17 protein-coding genes are annotated in these 16,664 nt (G+C 32.7%); 13 read left to right on the forward strand and 4 right to left on the reverse strand.

Translation table 11 applies throughout. The features are described 5' to 3' along the window. Positions 1 to 370 precede the first annotated feature (370 nt). The 10 genes from ATE84_RS24160 (at position 371) to ATE84_RS24205 (ending at position 11,440) form a co-directional block, all read left to right on the forward strand. Entirely contained in the window at positions 371 to 919 is a 549-nt protein-coding gene (locus ATE84_RS24160) for a GNAT family N-acetyltransferase (protein WP_101450358.1), read from the forward strand. Between the two features lie 163 nt (positions 920 to 1,082). Continuing rightward, on the forward strand, positions 1,083 to 2,204 hold the full coding sequence (locus ATE84_RS24165; protein ID WP_101450359.1) for an AraC family transcriptional regulator: 1,122 nt from the start codon (positions 1,083 to 1,085) through the stop codon (positions 2,202 to 2,204). Between the two features lie 102 nt (positions 2,205 to 2,306). Next, the gene (locus ATE84_RS24170; RefSeq protein WP_101450360.1) at positions 2,307 to 2,714 is read left to right on the forward strand and encodes a lipocalin family protein; all 408 of its coding nucleotides are present in this window, start codon (positions 2,307 to 2,309) and stop codon (positions 2,712 to 2,714) included. Between the two features lie 197 nt (positions 2,715 to 2,911). Further along, the gene (locus tag ATE84_RS24175) at positions 2,912 to 3,472 is read left to right on the forward strand and encodes a TIR domain-containing protein (RefSeq protein WP_101450361.1); all 561 of its coding nucleotides are present in this window, start codon (positions 2,912 to 2,914) and stop codon (positions 3,470 to 3,472) included. A 532-nt stretch (positions 3,473 to 4,004) separates the two neighbouring features. Next, the gene (locus tag ATE84_RS24180) at positions 4,005 to 4,532 is read left to right on the forward strand and encodes a carboxypeptidase-like regulatory domain-containing protein (RefSeq protein ID WP_101450362.1); all 528 of its coding nucleotides are present in this window, start codon (positions 4,005 to 4,007) and stop codon (positions 4,530 to 4,532) included. Between the two features lie 14 nt (positions 4,533 to 4,546). Further along, complete coding sequence (locus ATE84_RS24185) at positions 4,547 to 7,231, forward strand: SusC/RagA family TonB-linked outer membrane protein (protein WP_158237328.1); 2,685 nt, start codon at positions 4,547 to 4,549, stop codon at positions 7,229 to 7,231. Positions 7,232 to 7,242: 11 nt separating this feature from the next. Next, the gene (locus ATE84_RS24190) at positions 7,243 to 8,658 is read left to right on the forward strand and encodes a SusD/RagB family nutrient-binding outer membrane lipoprotein (protein ID WP_101450364.1); all 1,416 of its coding nucleotides are present in this window, start codon (positions 7,243 to 7,245) and stop codon (positions 8,656 to 8,658) included. 295 nt (positions 8,659 to 8,953) lie between these two features. Then, on the forward strand, positions 8,954 to 9,334 hold the full coding sequence (locus tag ATE84_RS24195; protein ID WP_101450365.1) for a hypothetical protein: 381 nt from the start codon (positions 8,954 to 8,956) through the stop codon (positions 9,332 to 9,334). Positions 9,335 to 9,381: 47 nt separating this feature from the next. After that, the gene (locus ATE84_RS24200) at positions 9,382 to 9,966 is read left to right on the forward strand and encodes a penicillin-binding protein activator LpoB (RefSeq protein ID WP_101450366.1); all 585 of its coding nucleotides are present in this window, start codon (positions 9,382 to 9,384) and stop codon (positions 9,964 to 9,966) included. Positions 9,967 to 10,024: 58 nt separating this feature from the next. Beyond that, on the forward strand, positions 10,025 to 11,440 hold the full coding sequence (locus ATE84_RS24205) for a COG3014 family protein (protein WP_233195885.1): 1,416 nt from the start codon (positions 10,025 to 10,027) through the stop codon (positions 11,438 to 11,440). A 17-nt stretch (positions 11,441 to 11,457) separates the two neighbouring features. On the opposite strand, the gene hemL is transcribed toward ATE84_RS24205, so the two are convergent. From hemL to ATE84_RS24225, 4 genes are read right to left on the reverse strand one after another with little or no spacing between them, the layout of a single operon-like run. Further along, positions 11,458 to 12,744: a glutamate-1-semialdehyde 2,1-aminomutase gene (gene hemL / locus ATE84_RS24210; protein WP_101450368.1), complete on the reverse strand. Its 1,287-nt coding sequence runs from the start codon at positions 12,742 to 12,744 to the stop codon at positions 11,458 to 11,460. A gap of 2 nt (positions 12,745 to 12,746) precedes the next feature. Beyond that, positions 12,747 to 13,625 carry a glucosaminidase domain-containing protein gene (locus tag ATE84_RS24215; RefSeq protein ID WP_101450369.1) on the reverse strand — a complete coding sequence of 293 codons (879 nt, stop codon included), beginning with the start codon at positions 13,623 to 13,625 and terminating at the stop codon, positions 12,747 to 12,749. A gap of 1 nt (position 13,626) precedes the next feature. Next, positions 13,627 to 14,574, reverse strand: coding sequence for a 1-aminocyclopropane-1-carboxylate deaminase/D-cysteine desulfhydrase (locus tag ATE84_RS24220; protein WP_101450370.1), 948 nt, complete (start codon positions 14,572 to 14,574; stop codon positions 13,627 to 13,629). Beyond that, the gene (locus tag ATE84_RS24225) at positions 14,575 to 14,901 is read right to left on the reverse strand and encodes a hypothetical protein (RefSeq protein ID WP_101450371.1); all 327 of its coding nucleotides are present in this window, start codon (positions 14,899 to 14,901) and stop codon (positions 14,575 to 14,577) included. A 28-nt stretch (positions 14,902 to 14,929) separates the two neighbouring features. Here ATE84_RS24225 and ATE84_RS26390 point away from each other — a divergent pair, with 28 nt between their 5' ends. The 3 genes from ATE84_RS26390 (at position 14,930) to ATE84_RS24235 (ending at position 16,503) form a co-directional block, all read left to right on the forward strand. Continuing rightward, positions 14,930 to 15,106 carry a DUF5522 domain-containing protein gene (locus ATE84_RS26390; protein WP_158237329.1) on the forward strand — a complete coding sequence of 59 codons (177 nt, stop codon included), beginning with the start codon at positions 14,930 to 14,932 and terminating at the stop codon, positions 15,104 to 15,106. A gap of 153 nt (positions 15,107 to 15,259) precedes the next feature. Then, positions 15,260 to 15,790 carry a DUF4136 domain-containing protein gene (locus tag ATE84_RS24230; RefSeq protein WP_101450372.1) on the forward strand — a complete coding sequence of 177 codons (531 nt, stop codon included), beginning with the start codon at positions 15,260 to 15,262 and terminating at the stop codon, positions 15,788 to 15,790. A gap of 101 nt (positions 15,791 to 15,891) precedes the next feature. Then, a complete protein-coding gene (locus tag ATE84_RS24235) occupies positions 15,892 to 16,503 on the forward strand; it encodes a DUF4230 domain-containing protein (protein ID WP_101450373.1) in 612 nt (203 codons plus the stop codon). Positions 16,504 to 16,664: the final 161 nt, after the last annotated feature.

Consider the following 16,664-nt stretch of genomic DNA (forward strand, 5'->3'; position numbering starts at 1 on the left):
ATTTTAATACAATTTATAAACAGAATATCTTTTTTGATAAGAGTTACTTCAACCCTCCTCATTAGTTCTCCCTGACCAATGAGGGAAGTAGCTCTATAGAACACCTCAGCTTACTTCTTATAAACAGGATAAACTAAAGAAATTGGGTAGTCTATCAATTTTCAAATAGAGATACTACAGAACTCGCATATAATTGCCTTCACAACCTTTTAGATTCTTTTATACCAACCTTTTTTCGGAAATAATGTTACTTGCCTCATAATATCACTTCTGAAACATATATAATTTATCACTCTATAAAGTTTTATTTATTTAATTTTACGTCTATTGAAAAATAATATGTGTACTTAAACTATAATATTATAACAAAATGCCTATTACATTTCCTATAATAGAAACAGAACGATTACTATTAAGACAGTTTACAAATGATGATTTAGAGAATGTATATCATGGCCTTTCAAATCCTGATGTAATCAAATACTATGGTGTTAGTTTTAATAGTCTTGAAGCTACTAAAGAGCAAATGACATGGTTTGCTGAATTAGAGAAAAATGAAACCGGGATATGGTGGGCGGTCTGTTCAAAAGATGGTAACACTTTTTATGGTGCGGGTGGACTTAATGCTATAGAAAAAGAAAATAAAAAGGCAGAAATTGGATTCTGGCTTCTTCCTGAGTATTGGGGAAAAGGAATCATGAAAGAAGTAATGCCTCTCATTTGTGAATTTGGATTTAAAAATCTAGGATTACATCGAATTGAAGGATTTGTAGATGCAGAGAATACGAACTGCAAAAATGGATTGGCAAAATTCGATTTTAAATATGAAGGAACTATGGTCGATAGTGAAATCAAAGACGGAAAACATATTAGCGTAGCTATTTATGCCATGTTAAATAAGAGTTCTTCTTTTAAGTAAAGAAAAGTATACTATTTATAACCTGTTGTGCATTTAGAAATTAGTAGCATAAAAAAAGTGTCAATTCGAGTGATTTTTCGAAATAGAATGAAGAAAAATTGTACTTCGGAAAGCTCAGCAGAGCTATCGAGAATAGCTTTTTTAATTCAAAATTCTATTAAGTATGAATTTTGAAATATTAGATTTTTTAATTTTAATAGGAGTAATCCAAGGATTCATTTTTGCAATCGTAATTTTATTTTCTAAATTTTTTAAGAACAAAACCAATTTATATCTAGGAATAAGTCTTTTACTTGGAGTTTTTATCAATATTCAATATTGGGCCTTACATTATGATTGGTATAAAGAACATCATAACTTTAGAATACTAGAAGATATTGAATTAGTATTGGTTTTTCCGGTAACCTTGTATTTTTATTACTTAAAATTATTAAACCCCTCATTACAACTTAGAAATAAACATTGGGTGTTATTTGTTCCCTTTATTATATCAATTGGACTAAACTTATATATTGGCGGGCAGTTTTATTTTGATTTATACCCTATTCACAACAAATCATGGATACCCTATTTTTATTCGATAGAGTATTACTTTTCGATCCTATTTAATTTAGCATTACTCGTAGTAGAATTCCGTTTACTATTTAAAAATACAACCAAACATCAACATGATATCAGTTATGATCTAAAATGGATACGCTTATTTTATACTTTTCATGTTTTACTCATATTTTTTTGGATTATAACAAGTATCGTAGATTACTTTTATAATAATGATTACTCTATTATCATATGGCTATTGCTTAATATTCTTTTTTACTGGATTGGCTATCAAGGCATATACAAGTTCACCTTAGCCAAAAACAGATTCGAAATAAGAGAGATTAACAAAAAGAAAGTAAATGAAAAACAGAAAGAGGCTGTAAAATTTAAAAAAGGAGAAGAAAATCCATATTTTAAAAAATTCATACAACTTTTAGAAAGTGAAAAACTATATAGAAATCAACAATTAAGTAGAGATGATATTGCAACCAGGTTAAATATAAGTGTTGGTTATCTTTCTCAAATAATTAATAGTGTCACTCAAAAGAATTTTTCTGATTATTTAAACTTGTATAGAGTGAAAGAAGCTAAAATCATGATTTTAGACCCTGAATTTGACAACTATGATATGGTAGCAATAGGGCTTGAAGCTGGTTTTAATTCTAAATCTGCTTTTTATAAATATTTCAAGAAAGAAACCGGCCATACACCAACTACATTTAAAAGAAATCACAAAGAATAAATGTAATGATAAAAGATGTCCATAATTGTTCAATTCTAACTTTTAGAGACTTCTAACTTTTAAAACCAAACTAATTTTGCTCAAAACAAAAAAAAGAATGTTATGAGCAAAAAATTAATTGTTTTCGTTTTAATAGGATTAAGTATGAATTTTTCATGTAATACTGATGATGATGTCGTCGGCACAATTAATGAAACATTTATTATTGGCCAGTGGCAATTAACCAGTTCTACCAAAAATGGAACTAATGTCGATCTAGGTACCTGTGACCTTATGGAAACGTATGTATTTGATAAATCTAATAAGGTAAGTATTACTCTTCACACGCTTAATGCAAACAACATATGTGAAGAAGGTTCTAAAACAACTTATGATTATAGCATTACTAATAAAAATCTTACCATTAGTAATAATAGTACTTTTGTAATTTCGACTTCAGAAAATGCCAAACTTATACTTACCTCCAAAAGTTCATCAGATACTTTTGTAAATACTTATAAGAGGAAATAACTCAAAGATATTTTGTGTTAAAAATGTCCAGATTTAATATGATGTTAAATCTGGACATTCCTATATGGTATTACCTCGAATACATAACAAATAAACTTTGTATTACACTAGGTATAATGAATATTAACAATATCTGTAACAACAAAACCTAGGGTCAGTACGTTAAGGTATTCACACATGATCATGTTATAGAACTGATGAATATATTACCTAAATACGGGCTATTGCAGTTTAGAAATGCAGCGAGAATATATAGCAAGTCTATTATTGAAAGTCTGCAACTCTTTAAGGAAGAAACAAAATCCCTAAAAGTCTCTCTGTTTTTTTCGTATAAACACGACGAACTTGAAGAACTGGATAGCGCTATTAATTTCTTAAAAGGGTTCGATGTACTTATCTATGCAGATTATTTATTGTTAGATCAAAATACTCCAGAAAACCCAAGTAAAGCAACAGACAAACAGATACAACAAAAAACAGAAGAGAAAATAAAGGGCAACAAAAAATTTATTTTCCTTGCCACAGAAAACGCTATTAACTCCAAACGTTGTAAGTGGGAATTACGATATGCCAATACACAAAAACCTAAAGATCATATCGCTATTTTTCCTATACGAGAGGATTATACAGATTATGGTGGGGCCGAATACCTGCAAAAATTCCCATACATTCAAAAAAGCGAAACGAACCCTGAAGGATATGATGTTAAATCTCCAAATGGGAATGTCATAGAATTAGGTACCTGGTTAGCATCATAATTAACTATTTAAAGGCCTAGAGAACACCTCACCTTATTTAAGCGGTTGCTTTCAATATTTTGTATATAGCAAAATACTGAGATCAAATTCGCACACCACCTACAAGCTTTCTTTATTTCATTTTTCCTAAACATTTCTTTTATTTTACTCAAATATCTTCACAGTAAATCATAAAAAATTACCGATCATCTATATTTTTTATTAAAAAAATTAAATTACAACTGGGGGGTAATATCTAATAACACGTCTTATATAATAGGCGCCATAATCAATATAAGTAATAATTGATGGTGCTAAAGTTTAATCAATTTCTATTAATAGCAGGTATACTATCTATTTATAGTACACCTCCTTTTGTATGAATTTTAGTAAAAACACGAGAATGCTTCTAATAAAACATTTCAATCATTTTTCATTTCAGTATTTCATAAGATTCTACCTACTCGATATACTCCTCAAAACATTCAAAATTATAATTCACTAACTAAAATGTAGTATCATTTTAATTCATGTCTAATCAAATCACAATTGTATGAGAAAACAACTCTTAATTTTAATATGTGCAGTACTGCTGTCAGGTATTGGTTATAGCCAAACTACTATAACAGGTACTGTACGGGACGTAGTAGGTCCTTTACCTGGGGCTACAATTATAGTACAGGGAACTAGAACTGGAACGACCACAGATTTTGACGGTAAGTACACTATCGATGCAAACATTGATCAAACATTAGTTTTTTCGTATTTGGGATATGTCACGCGAGAAATACCGATAGCCAATCAAACCATAATCGATGTTATCTTAAAGGAAGATGCAGAAGCTTTAAGTGAGGTTATTGTAACCTCTTTAGGGTTTGTAGAAAAAAGAGACAAACTATCTTCTACTTACTCTAAAATCGATGCAGACAAACTAGTGCAGCCTGTAGAAAACAAGATTATTGATGGTATAGCTGGTAAAGCCGCTGGTGTAAGTATCAGTGCCACCTCTGGAGATCCTGGAGCAGGTTCTAATATACAAATAAGAGGAACAAGTTCTCTGGGGGGTCTAGTCAACCTCTAATTATTGTAGATGGGGTGCCCTTAAACAACGACACAATAGAAGGTTCTGGTAGTAGTGACACCTCTGCAGGAGTATCACAGCAATCCAGACTTAATGACATTAATCCCGATGATATAGAATCTTTTCAGGTATTTAAAGGAGCTTCTGCAGGAGCACTATATGGAACAAGAGCACTTAACGGAGTAATTGTAATTACCACCAAAAAAGGTAAAAAAGGTAAAATGAGAATTACTTTTTCTTCTGGTATTTCTATCGATGAAGTCTCTTACAAACATCCATTACAAAAATCTTTTGGGCAAGGTACCAATGGTAATTACAGTCCAACATCTGCATTCTCTTGGGGAGATAGAATCTCTGATCGTAGTGGTGCAGCAGATGAAGTGGATACTTCGGGACGTTTTTTTGAATCTCTGGTTAGTAATAATATCATCTATCCAATCGATCAAAAAAATAAAAAAGATGTATATACTGATAGTAATTTTGATAAAGTATTTGGTACTGGGATCACACTAGATAATCGTTTCACCTTAAGTTCTGGAAATGAAAAAGGCACCTATTTCTTAAGTGGAGGTCACGTAGATCAGGACGGAACAATCAAAAATAGTTTTTATAAGAAAACCAATTTCACCTTATCTACTTCTCAGAATTTTACAGAGAGGCTTACTGCTAATATCAAAGGAAATTATATACACACTAGTTCTAACAGAATCCAACAAGGTTCTAATACTGCAGGATTATATCTGGGACTACTGCGTACTTCACCAGATTTTGATATCACAGATTATAAAGGAAATTATCATGATGGCTCTGGAACTATTGTACAATCACGTCATCGTTCTTACAGAAGGTATCTCGGAAATAGTAACAACGTAATTTATAATAACCCCCTTTGGACCATCAATGAGCAACAAAACACAGCCAAAGTAAATCGTTTTATTGGTACAGCAGAATTAAAATATCGATGGAACGATAATATCAATTCTATCCTTAGAGGAGGTGCTGATTTTTATTCTGATAGCAGGGTGTATTTTTTTCCATACTATACGGCAAGTTCTGCACGAAGATTTGGCTTAATTAATGATGAAACCATAAATAATGAAGAGTATACTCTGGATATACTAACATCTTTTAGGTATGCGTTAACCGAACAACTAAACACTAATGTTATATTAGGTTATGGTATTAATGACAGGAGAAGAAAACGAAATTTTATTGAAGCAGATAACTTCATCGCTAATTTCAGAAAACCGTTAGATCCTGTAGAAATTTCGGCAAAAGAGAATATCTCCTCAGAGATTACCAGAACTTCGAGAAGAAATATCCGATTCTATGGTACTGCTAATTTCGATTATGCTGATCAATTGTTTTTGACTCTTGGAGGAGCCTATGAAAAACATTCTGTACTTCCTAAAAGCAATAATGCTTTCTTATACCCAAGTGCAGAATTAGGATGGACTTTTAGTCGACTAATTAACGGTTTTGATCCTTTATCCTTTGGTAAACTCAGACTGGCTTTTGGTCAGGTAGGTAATGTTCCTTTAGCCCATAGAGAGGAAACTGTTTTTGAGGTAGGGTCTTTTTCTACTTTTTCTGACGCAATAGCACTGGAAGATTTTGGAGGAGGATTTCAATTCGATGAACGTCTTGGAAATCCAAATCTAAAACCAGAAATAAAAACAGAATACGAGGTTGGATTAGATCTTCGTTTCCTCACCAATAGACTTTCACTATCAACAACTTATTATAAAAATGAAACTAAAGACGTATTACTCAATATAGCAATACCCCCAACATTAGGGTTTTCTGAAATCTATGGAAATGGAGCTACGATAGAAAATGAAGGGTTTGAAGCCGAATTGAAATATGATTTTATAAAAAACAGAGATTGGAAAGCTAGTGCATCAATTAATTTTAGCACCAATAAAAATCTGGTTTCTAAGATTGAAGGAGGAGGAGTTGTTAACTTTACTTCTGGTAGTTCTATCCAATCTGTAGCCATAGAAGGTGAACCTTTAGGAGTCTTATATACCCAAGGAGCGCAACGTAATGCCGACGGTAGCCTGGTATTAGATGCCAATGGTTTCCCTATAGTAGATACAAGCGGTAACAAAGTAGTAGGAGATCCTAATCCAGATTGGTTAGGAGGTTTACAATTAAGTGTATCTTATAAAGGCCTATCGATGTCAGCATTGTTTGATACCAGTCAAGGTAATGATATGGCACAAAGAACTCGTTTCATCACTTCATACTTCGGAACTCACGGAGATGTAGGAAATACAATTACTTTAAATGAAGATTTGGTGAATTTTAATGGGGATGTTGTCCCAGCAGGTACAAGCGTAAGAGCTAATGTTGGTAACTTCGGAAATGGAAATGTCTTGCTAGATGAGAGTTATTATAGAAACCTATATGGTTTCGGAGATGGTAAATTAAATGAATTTGCTGTTGGAGATGCTAGTTGGACTAGATTTAGAGAACTTTCGTTATCCTATTTACTTAATTCAAAAGGGTTACAAAAAACAACAGGGTTAAGCTCAATTGAATTTACAGCCTCTGGAAGAAACTTGGTTATCTGGACCGATGTAGTTGGTATAGATCCCGATATAAACCAATTTGGAGTCGGTAGAGGAAAAGGACTGGATTATTTTTCAAATCCAGGAGTAAGAACCTATGCGTTTAGTATCAAGTTTAATTATTAAAAAACGAAATCATGAAGACTATATATAAAATAATAGTATCCTGTATCGTAATTACGATGTTCTCTTGTGAAGATTATCTGGATGTTAACGAAAATCCAAATCAACTGGTTGAAGTCCCATCTGGTGATCTTTTATTAAAAGGAACTCTACTTGCCAATGCACAGGTACAACAAGGACAACTGGCAAGAACATCTATGTATTATACTGGTGGACTTGTTGGATTAAATCTGGTACAACAAACACTCTATAATTATGACTATACCCCGGGAGATTCTGATGCTGTATGGGAATTAATTTATAATGGAATATTAGTTCAAAACAAGGAAATCAGACGAATCTCTCCTAACCTCGATTTACTGCAAGGAATCATCGATGTTAATGAAGCATTAGCTATTGGTACAGGAACATCTCTTTTTGGAGATATCCCCTATTCTAATGCAGTACCTGATAATGCCAGTTTAGAATCTCCTGATCCTACAATAGACCTGCAATCAGACATCTATAACAATTTGCAAAGTTTACTGGATGGAGCTATATCCAAAATAAATAATGCTACTACTAATGTTGGCAGCGAAGATATTTATTTTTCTGGTAATGGTGCTTCTTGGGCTTCAGCAGCATACACTCTAAAAGCCCGATATTATTTACAAACCAAACAGTACAATCTGGCATTAAACAATGTAGTAAATGGTATTAATAACGCATCCGGAACTATGGCTTATAAACCTATTGGTACTGTCGACTCAAACAGTAATATTCTTTTTAATTTTGTAAACAGTAGTCGTGCAGGTGACATGACTGGTGATAATGCCTTTTATCGAGATCTATTAGACCCTGCAAATACAACAAGCAGAAACAATACTAAAACAGATGAGACTGCTCGTAGAAACTATTCTTACATTAGTGGAGATGGAAATCAGGATACTGGTATTGATGGACCATCCACTCCTATGAAATTAGTAAGCTACGAAGAAAACCTATTGATCTGGGCAGAATGTATATTACGTGTAAATAGTGACAATCAAGGAGCTATTGATAAGCTTAATGAATTAAGAGTTTATCTGGATTCTGGAAATGCATTTAATCTTATTGATGTAGCCGATATTTTTAACTATGATCCATATGTTTTGGCAGATTTTCAAGCAGGAGGAATAGAAAACACTGATAATATAGCGGTAGACAGAGCGATTTTAAGAGAAATCATCGAAGAACGTTATGTAAGTGGCTTTCATAGTTACATGCCATTCAATGATTCCCGAAGGTTACTCAAATCTGATAGTGATGTTATTGTTCCTTTTCCATTAAATAATACCACTACCACAATCAATCCTCAACGATTTTTATATCCGCAGGATGAATTAGATAGTAATCAAAATATCCCCCAACCCATTCCTGATTTATTTGCTCCTACGCCAGTAAATCAATAACCGAATTACTCTATTTTTTGAGAGTAGTAAAAAAACCTACGAAGTCAACTTCGTAGGTTTTTTTTATATAACCATAAAAAATACGATCTGATACATTTCTAATAAAAAGTAGTTAGATACATTTTAACGTTTTTAAAATAGGGCAATATAAACCTTAAATGTTGTGTATATAAATTGAAAAGTCAAAATAATTTCGTAAATATATAGAGTATTTCCTCATATGATGCAACCCTTTGACTTTTAAATTGTCATTTATAGTAGGTAATATTTATATAGGAACTAATCTATAAACATTATGAAAAACATATTTTCAATATTTATTTTTGCTATAGTTGGGTGTATTGGGTATGCACAAGAGGCACAACTTATAGAAGATCAAAATCCTAATTACAAAGTGGCTATGAATAAATTCTTAAAAAATAGTCAGGAATATACGTTACAACAAGGTACTACTGCACAAGAAACCTATAAAGCCATTGATCCTCTCGAAGAAAAAAGAGAACTACGCTCATTACGAAGACAATACAGATCACAAAGAGCATACTGGAGACATGAACGAAGGTTAAAACGCATCGAAAACACCAGGTATTATGATTATGGATCTTATTATGACCATAGATCATATGGATATAATTGGTTAACATTAGGGGTTTTGGGAGCATATATCCTTTGGTAAAATCATTAAAAAACACTAATCAAAATACATTAAATAAAAATTACAAAATGAGAAAATTAATCGCTGCTATAGCAGTATTACTAGTAATATCTTTAACTTCTTCATGTGCAAGAAAAATTACACGTGTTGCTCCGGATACACAAATTGATATTAGCGGACGATGGAATGACACTGATTCACGCTTTGCAGCAGAAGAACTTACTCAAGAAGTGCTTACAGGAAACTGGATAACCGATCATATTCAGGAAAAAGGTAAAAAACCTGTGGTTATAGTTGGCTTAATACGCAACAAATCACATGAGCATATAGAAAGTGAAACCTTTATTAAAGATATAGAGAAAGCATTTATTCAACGACAAAAAGTTAGAGTAGTACAAGGTGGTAAAATGCGTGAAGAACTAAGAGCAGAACGTGCTGATCAACAAGACAATGCTTCTATGTCTACTGTCAAAAAATTTGGATTAGAAACAGGAGCAGATTATATGCTTCAAGGTAATATTAATTCTATAGTTGATGCACATAAAAGAGACAAGGTAGTATACTATCAAATTGATCTGGAGCTAACAAATATCCAGACTAATGAAAAAGTATGGATTGGAGATAAAAAAATAAAAAAGTTTGTCAAAAACTAGTTCTTAACACTCTAAACTACATCAAGCTTTCTCAGGAAAGCTTTTTTGATAATTCAACATGATCCATATAAAAATGACCTTTCGTGCTGTACTATTGTGTTGCTTTTCAATATTGCTTAACAACTGTGGTAGTTATCATACCAAGAGTGCACTTTTTCAAGAAAAAGTACAACAAGGTGATATGGAAGGTGCCATCGAAGTGATCGAGGAAAATAAATTTTTAGGAAAACCCAGAAATCATCTTCTATATTTATTAGAAAAAGGAAAACTAGCATACCTGGCAGGTAACTACACCTTAAGTAATCAGCTTTTAAATGAAGCAGATCTATTTATAGAATCTAATAAAAGAGCTATAGGAAATCAAGTTCTGGGAATTCTTTTAAATCCCGAAAAAGAAACATATAAAGGTGAAGATTTTGAAAAAGTTGCAATACACTATTACAAAGCACTTAATTATATTTTTTTAAACAAATACGATGATGCCATTGTTGAAGCTAAACGTATTTCATTACAACTCCAAAAAATCAATGAAAGTTATCCTCCCGAGAAAAAGAACAGGTATAATGATGATGCATTTGCTCATATACTGCAAGGTCTATTATACGAAGCCTCAGGGGATATAAATAATGCATTTATTGCGTATCGTAATGCTGTAGATTTATTTATAGAAAATCAAGGAACTTATATAGGAGTTAATATACCTGAGCAACTTTGCCAGGACATGTTTCATACAGCAAATTTTATGGGGTTTACCGATGAGATAGAACGCTATGAAAATCTATTAAATACTACTTATATTCCCAAAAAAACTACTGAAGGTGGAGAAGCAGTTATTTTTTGGGAAAACGGACTGGCTCCTTATAAAGATGAAACCTTTTATACGTTTACCATCTTACCAGGTAACGAAATTGGGTTTCTAACCATTATCAATGAAGATCTCTCTTTAAATTTACCATTACCAATACCAACCGGAGGAGATAATAATTCTGATTTTTCTGATCTAGATGTTTTTAATGTTGCATATCCTAAATATGTGAGTCAGCAATCTCTATACAATAATGCAGAAGTACAAGTGGATAGTCTATCATACCCATTTCAATTAACACAAAACTATGAAGAAATTGCATTTAAGACTTTAAAAGATAGAACATTTAGAGAAATAGGGAAAATAGCTTTACGACTAGGAACAAAGAAAATTTCAGAATATATAGTAAAAAATCAAAATGGTGATTTAGGTGCCTTATTGGGTATTTTCAATGCATTAACTGAAGGTGCTGATACGCGCAATTGGCAAGGTTTACCTAACAAAATATTTTATACCCGAATCCCTTTAAAGAAAGGAGAAAATACTTTAGCCGTTAAATTACGTACAAATCAAGAAGTACTAACTTCTAAAAACATCATCATACAAGGAACTGGAGGGATTCAATTTGAAAAAATCACAACCCCAAGCGTTTCTCACCCCAGTCAATAATCAATCTTGTTTATCTTCTATAGTGTTTTAGCAACTTTTTGCACTGCTGCAATAGTTTCATCCAGATCTTCATAAGTAAGCGCCTCGGTTATAAACCAGGTTTCAAAAGCGCTTGGTGCAATATAAACCCCATTATTTAGCATTCCATGAAAAAACTTTTTAAAGGTATCATTATTGCCTTTTGCAGCAGTATCAAAATCCACTACCGCATTCTCGGCAAAATGAACTGAGATCATAGAACCTATTCTATTGATCGTATACGTGATATTATGCTCATCCAGTGCATTTGCAATTCCATGATGTAAGTATTCGGTTTTATCAGCCAGGCTTTTAAAAACCTCTGGGGTATTATTCAACTCAACAAGCATTGTTAATCCAGCTGCCATTGCTAATGGATTACCACTCAAAGTTCCAGCCTGATACACTGGACCAAGTGGAGCCAAGTGATCCATAATTTCAGAACGTGCTGCAAAAGCTCCAACAGGTAAACCTCCTCCAATCACTTTACCAAAAGTAACGATATCGGCATTTACACCTGTAAGTTCTTGTGCTCCTCCTTTTGCTAATCTAAAACCGGTCATTACCTCATCAAAAATTAACAGTATATCATGGGAATCACATAGTGACCTAAGTCCTTCTAAAAACCCTTTTACTGGAGGGATACATCCCATGTTTCCTGCAATAGGTTCTATAATAATACAGGAAACTTCTTCTTTATTAGACATGATAATACGCTCCACATGATCCAAATCATTATATCTTGCCAATAAAGTATCTTGCGCTGTTCCTTTGGTTACGCCAGGACTGTTAGGGCTCCCGAAAGTAACTGCACCACTTCCTGCTTGGATCAGGAAAGAATCGCTATGTCCGTGATAACATCCAGAAAACTTGATAATCTTATCCTTTCCTGTATATCCACGTGCCAATCGTACAGCACTCATACAAGCTTCGGTACCCGAGTTCACAAATCGTATCTTATCAACATTAGGCACCATTGAAACTGCAAGTTCTGCAATCTGAGTTTCAATCTCTGTAGGCATTCCAAAACTAGTTCCTTTTTTGGCTTTATCGATCACCGCATTCACTACCGGTGGATAGGCATGTCCCAAAATCATTGGTCCCCAGGAATTGATATAATCAATTAATCGGTTACCATCCTCATCATATAAATATGCTCCTTTGGCTTCTGTAACAAATATAGGATCTCCTCCTACAGCTTTGAAGGCTCGTACTGGTGAATTAACCCCTCCCGGGATCACTTTTTGCGCTGCTGCAAATAATGCGCTACTTCTTTTATAGATCATGCTTAATTAAAATCTTCTTCCTCTTCGTCGGCAGCTGCTACTTTAAGAACTTGTCCGACTGCAATGTTATTATTAACCAGTTTATTAAATGCTTTGAGTTCCTCTACAGAGATTTTATACCTCCTAGAAATCGAATAAAGAGTATCTCCTTTTTTTACAGTATATCCATCCTTGTTAGAAACAGATGTTATAACTGCAACGGCTTCAATTTTTTTACTTCTTCTTAATGGTTTTGTACCAAGTACCTCATCGTCAAATTTATCTAAATCATAACGTTCTATAATGGCAATAAGTTTTTGTGGGTATTTCTTATCAGTAGCATAGCCCGCTTCACGTAGACCACGTGCCCATGACTTATAATCTTTTTGACTAAATGTAAACAGTCTGGAATATCGTTTTCTATCTTTTAAAAATAGAGAATGATCTCTAAAGGATTCACTTGCTCTATCATATTTTCTAAAACATTCTTGAGAACGATCATCATCATGATATACCCGATCTCCTTTCCAATCATGACATTTAATCCCAAAATGATTTCTTGCTCTTTGTGTAAGATCTCCATATCCGGCTCCAGATTCTAATATTCCTTGCGCTAATGTAATACTAGCCGGGATTCCGTATGTTTTCATTTCGCTTTTGGCAATACTCGAGAACTCATTAATATAGCGTTGCACTTTATCGTTGTATGATAATACAGGAAGTGGTTTTTTGGTAGTATGCTCTTCTACTCTATTTTTTTCAGAATTTCGCTCAACCTTTGTTATAACCATCTGTTTAGGTTTAGGTTCTGGTTTACGCGTTCGTGAAGATGTTACTTTTTTGCTTCCTCCACAAGAAATCATAACCATAGCAATACATAACAATACAATAAATTTCCTCATTTTAATATTCAATTGTAATAAGGGGTAGTTTCTTTTTCTTTAATTTTTTATTCATTCCGGCTATCCCTTGCAAACCACCGGTATGAATGGCTAAAATACGAGTATTTTTCTTAAAAACACCTTTTTGTGCCATGTCAAAAATACCAAAAATCATCTTAACTGTATAGACTGGATCTAATGCAATATGTTGCTGATCCCTAAACATATTTATAAACTCAACTCCTTCCTTGTTTATTTTACCGTATCCTCCAAAATGATATTCGTTAATAAGTTTCCAATTGGTTTTTGATGTATATTTCTTAATCTCTTTGTCGAGAAAATCCCCTTTTAAAGCAGGAAAGCCTATAACATTTTGATGAGGCGCTGTGCTATTAATAATTCCTGAAATTGTACCTCCTGTTCCTACTGCACTACAAATAATATCATAACCATTATCCTGAGCCGTTAATATTTCTTCACAACCTTTAACAGCTAGGTCATTAGTACCTCCTTCGGGAATGATACAACAAGAGCCAAATTCATTCTTTAACTCTTCTAAAAAAACTAAAGATGTTTTACCTCTATACTGTTCTCTACTAATAAATTTAAGACGCATTCCTTTAGCATGAGCAAATCGTAAGGTATCATTTTCTAATAGTGTTTTCTCCAAATCTTTACCTAATTCTTCTCCTCTAATAATTCCTATGGTTTGTAATCCCATAATTTCTCCCGCAGCAGCAGTTGCAGCAATGTGATTACTATATGCTCCTCCAAAAGTAAGTACAGTTGCATAACCAAACCTTTTGGCTTCAATAAGGTTATATTTTAATTTTCTGAATTTATTACCCGAAACATCTTTATGAATTTGGTCTTCTCTTTTAATGTCAAGAAAAATTTCGGCATTGTCCAAAATAGAATGAGTAATCGATTGATTTTTTGAAGGTAATGTCTCCGAAGAAAAAATGTGCATTTATCGATATTTAATAAAACTCCAGAGTTTTCTGTTTTTAAGATAATCAAGATTATCTTCGTTAAGATATGCTTCTCTTTCAAAAGAAATATTGCGATAGGCTTGCTGTAAATTTCGATATTGAATAACTCTAAAAAAATACTCTGTAAAGTAAAAAAAATAAAAAGGTATAACCAGTAGCTCTGCCTGTTGTCTCAAGTGGATTCTTTCATGATTAATAAAGACTTCATCCTCTTTAAGGAAAGAATTATTAACCACGATAAAAGGCCAAAGAGCAATACCAACAAAACGGCGACCTATCAAATATTTGTTAACAACAATGGGCATATAACTGCAAGATACTATTTTTGTAACTATGGACAATCCTAAAAAAGTATTAACTCCAAAAGAAGGAGATTATTATATTACTCCAGAAGGGTATCGTTGTTTTACAGAACAATACCACCTAAGAAGAGGCTATTGTTGTGAGAGTGGTTGCAGGCATTGCCCTTATGGTTATGACAAAAAAACAAATAGTTATACTAAGAAATAGATTAGGTATCTATCTCATGGTATGATTATTGTGGTTAAATTATATAAAGTAGCTATTGTTAAATCAATATCAAATGCTTTTAAAATGATTGATGAAAATGTATTTTCTTTCCCAATCATCATAGTATATTTGATATTATAAAAAACTAGGATTATGAAATTTTTTTCCATTTTATCATTAATCCTTATCATAATTCTTAGTTCTTGCTCCACAGTGCGTGTTGCTTCGGATTATGATAAGCAGGCTGATTTTAACACCTATAAAAGCTTTGCATTTTACAAACCTGGAATCGACAAAGCAGAAATTAGCGATCTCGACAAAAAACGCATTTTACGTGCTATCGAAGCAGATATGACGTCAAAAGGTTTTGCAAAATCAGCAAACCCAGATATACTTGTGAGTATTTTCACAAAGACTCAGAAAAATGTAAATATCTATCAAAATAATTATGGATGGGGTTATGGATGGGGATGGAATCCTTGGTTCTGGGGTTCTGGATACAATACCGTATCTACCACTACCGAAGGCACCCTCTATATAGATCTTATAGACGCATCTAAGAAAGAATTAGTTTGGCAAGGAATGGGGTCTGCTGCTTTAACCAAAGATGTTAATAAAAAACAAGAGAAAATGAATCAGATCGTTGCAGCAATCTTAGAAAAATATCCTCCGCAAGAACATTAAGAATAATACATTCTTACTTATATTAATAAATAGCCTTTCTTATCTATATAGAAAGGTTATTTTTTTGTGTACATTTATACTCAACATGATACTATAGATGTATGCGTAATTTTTTACTCGGTGCACTTTTAACAGCACTTCTGGTGTTTGGAATCAAATATATTATTGATCAATCTAATAGCCAAAAAACAGAAGTAACATCTTCTGGCCTTATTCTGGATCAAATCAAAAATGTAGGTAAACTTGTGGTTACAGAAGGACACTTTTCTGACATAATTACTTATAAAAATGATAAGACTTATTTTAAAGTAATCTCATCAAAGAAAAAAATAATTGTAATGGTCAATGCCAATGTACAAGTCTCTTATGACTTAAGAAAAATTGAACACATTATTGATCAAGAAACAAAAACACTAACCATAACAAAAATTCCTTCTGCAGAAGTTAATATTAATCCGGAAATAAAATATCATGATATTGAAGAAGGTGTCATCAATAAATTTAACCCCGAAGATCATAACGCTATACGTAAAATAGCGATGGCACAATTAAATGAAAAAGTAAAAAAATCTACACTCGTTACCAATTCACAAAATCGACTCATTAGTGAATTGCAGAAAATATATATTCTTACTAATTCTTTGGGTTGGACATTAAAATATCAGGATACAACGATAGACAGTCAAATAGGCATTAAAGAATTTATATTTTAAAAATCTTAAACCATATATCAAAAAATATGGGAAGAATAAATTCTTCCCATATTTAAATTTAAAAAAAAATCTGAATTACAGAATTCATTTTGTCCCTTAAACTCTAGTGTTATTACAGATTTACAAATTTGTTACTTCTTTATAACGCTTTACTTTCTTTA

Origin of the sequence: Aquimarina sp. MAR_2010_214, assembly GCF_002846555.1 — a bacterium.
Lineage (GTDB): Bacteria > Bacteroidota > Bacteroidia > Flavobacteriales > Flavobacteriaceae > Aquimarina.

What these genes read in the sequence shown, in the direction of transcription:
- ATE84_RS24160 (WP_101450358.1), top strand. Translation starts at nt 371, where the DNA reads ATGCCTATTACATTTCCTATAATAGAAACAGAACGATTACTATTAAGA.
- ATE84_RS24165 (WP_101450359.1), top strand. Translation starts at nt 1,083, where the DNA reads ATGAATTTTGAAATATTAGATTTTTTAATTTTAATAGGAGTAATCCAA.
- ATE84_RS24170 (WP_101450360.1), top strand. Translation starts at nt 2,307, where the DNA reads ATGAGCAAAAAATTAATTGTTTTCGTTTTAATAGGATTAAGTATGAAT.
- ATE84_RS24175 (WP_101450361.1), top strand. Translation starts at nt 2,912, where the DNA reads ATGAATATATTACCTAAATACGGGCTATTGCAGTTTAGAAATGCAGCG.
- ATE84_RS24180 (WP_101450362.1), top strand. Translation starts at nt 4,005, where the DNA reads ATGAGAAAACAACTCTTAATTTTAATATGTGCAGTACTGCTGTCAGGT.
- ATE84_RS24190 (WP_101450364.1), top strand. Translation starts at nt 7,243, where the DNA reads ATGAAGACTATATATAAAATAATAGTATCCTGTATCGTAATTACGATG.
- ATE84_RS24195 (WP_101450365.1), top strand. Translation starts at nt 8,954, where the DNA reads ATGAAAAACATATTTTCAATATTTATTTTTGCTATAGTTGGGTGTATT.
- ATE84_RS24200 (WP_101450366.1), top strand. Translation starts at nt 9,382, where the DNA reads ATGAGAAAATTAATCGCTGCTATAGCAGTATTACTAGTAATATCTTTA.
- ATE84_RS24205 (WP_233195885.1), top strand. Translation starts at nt 10,025, where the DNA reads ATGATCCATATAAAAATGACCTTTCGTGCTGTACTATTGTGTTGCTTT.
- hemL (WP_101450368.1), bottom strand. Translation starts at nt 12,744, where the DNA reads ATGATCTATAAAAGAAGTAGCGCATTATTTGCAGCAGCGCAAAAAGTG.
- ATE84_RS24215 (WP_101450369.1), bottom strand. Translation starts at nt 13,625, where the DNA reads ATGAGGAAATTTATTGTATTGTTATGTATTGCTATGGTTATGATTTCT.
- ATE84_RS24220 (WP_101450370.1), bottom strand. Translation starts at nt 14,574, where the DNA reads ATGCACATTTTTTCTTCGGAGACATTACCTTCAAAAAATCAATCGATT.
- ATE84_RS24225 (WP_101450371.1), bottom strand. Translation starts at nt 14,901, where the DNA reads ATGCCCATTGTTGTTAACAAATATTTGATAGGTCGCCGTTTTGTTGGT.
- ATE84_RS26390 (WP_158237329.1), top strand. Translation starts at nt 14,930, where the DNA reads ATGGACAATCCTAAAAAAGTATTAACTCCAAAAGAAGGAGATTATTAT.
- ATE84_RS24230 (WP_101450372.1), top strand. Translation starts at nt 15,260, where the DNA reads ATGAAATTTTTTTCCATTTTATCATTAATCCTTATCATAATTCTTAGT.
- ATE84_RS24235 (WP_101450373.1), top strand. Translation starts at nt 15,892, where the DNA reads ATGCGTAATTTTTTACTCGGTGCACTTTTAACAGCACTTCTGGTGTTT.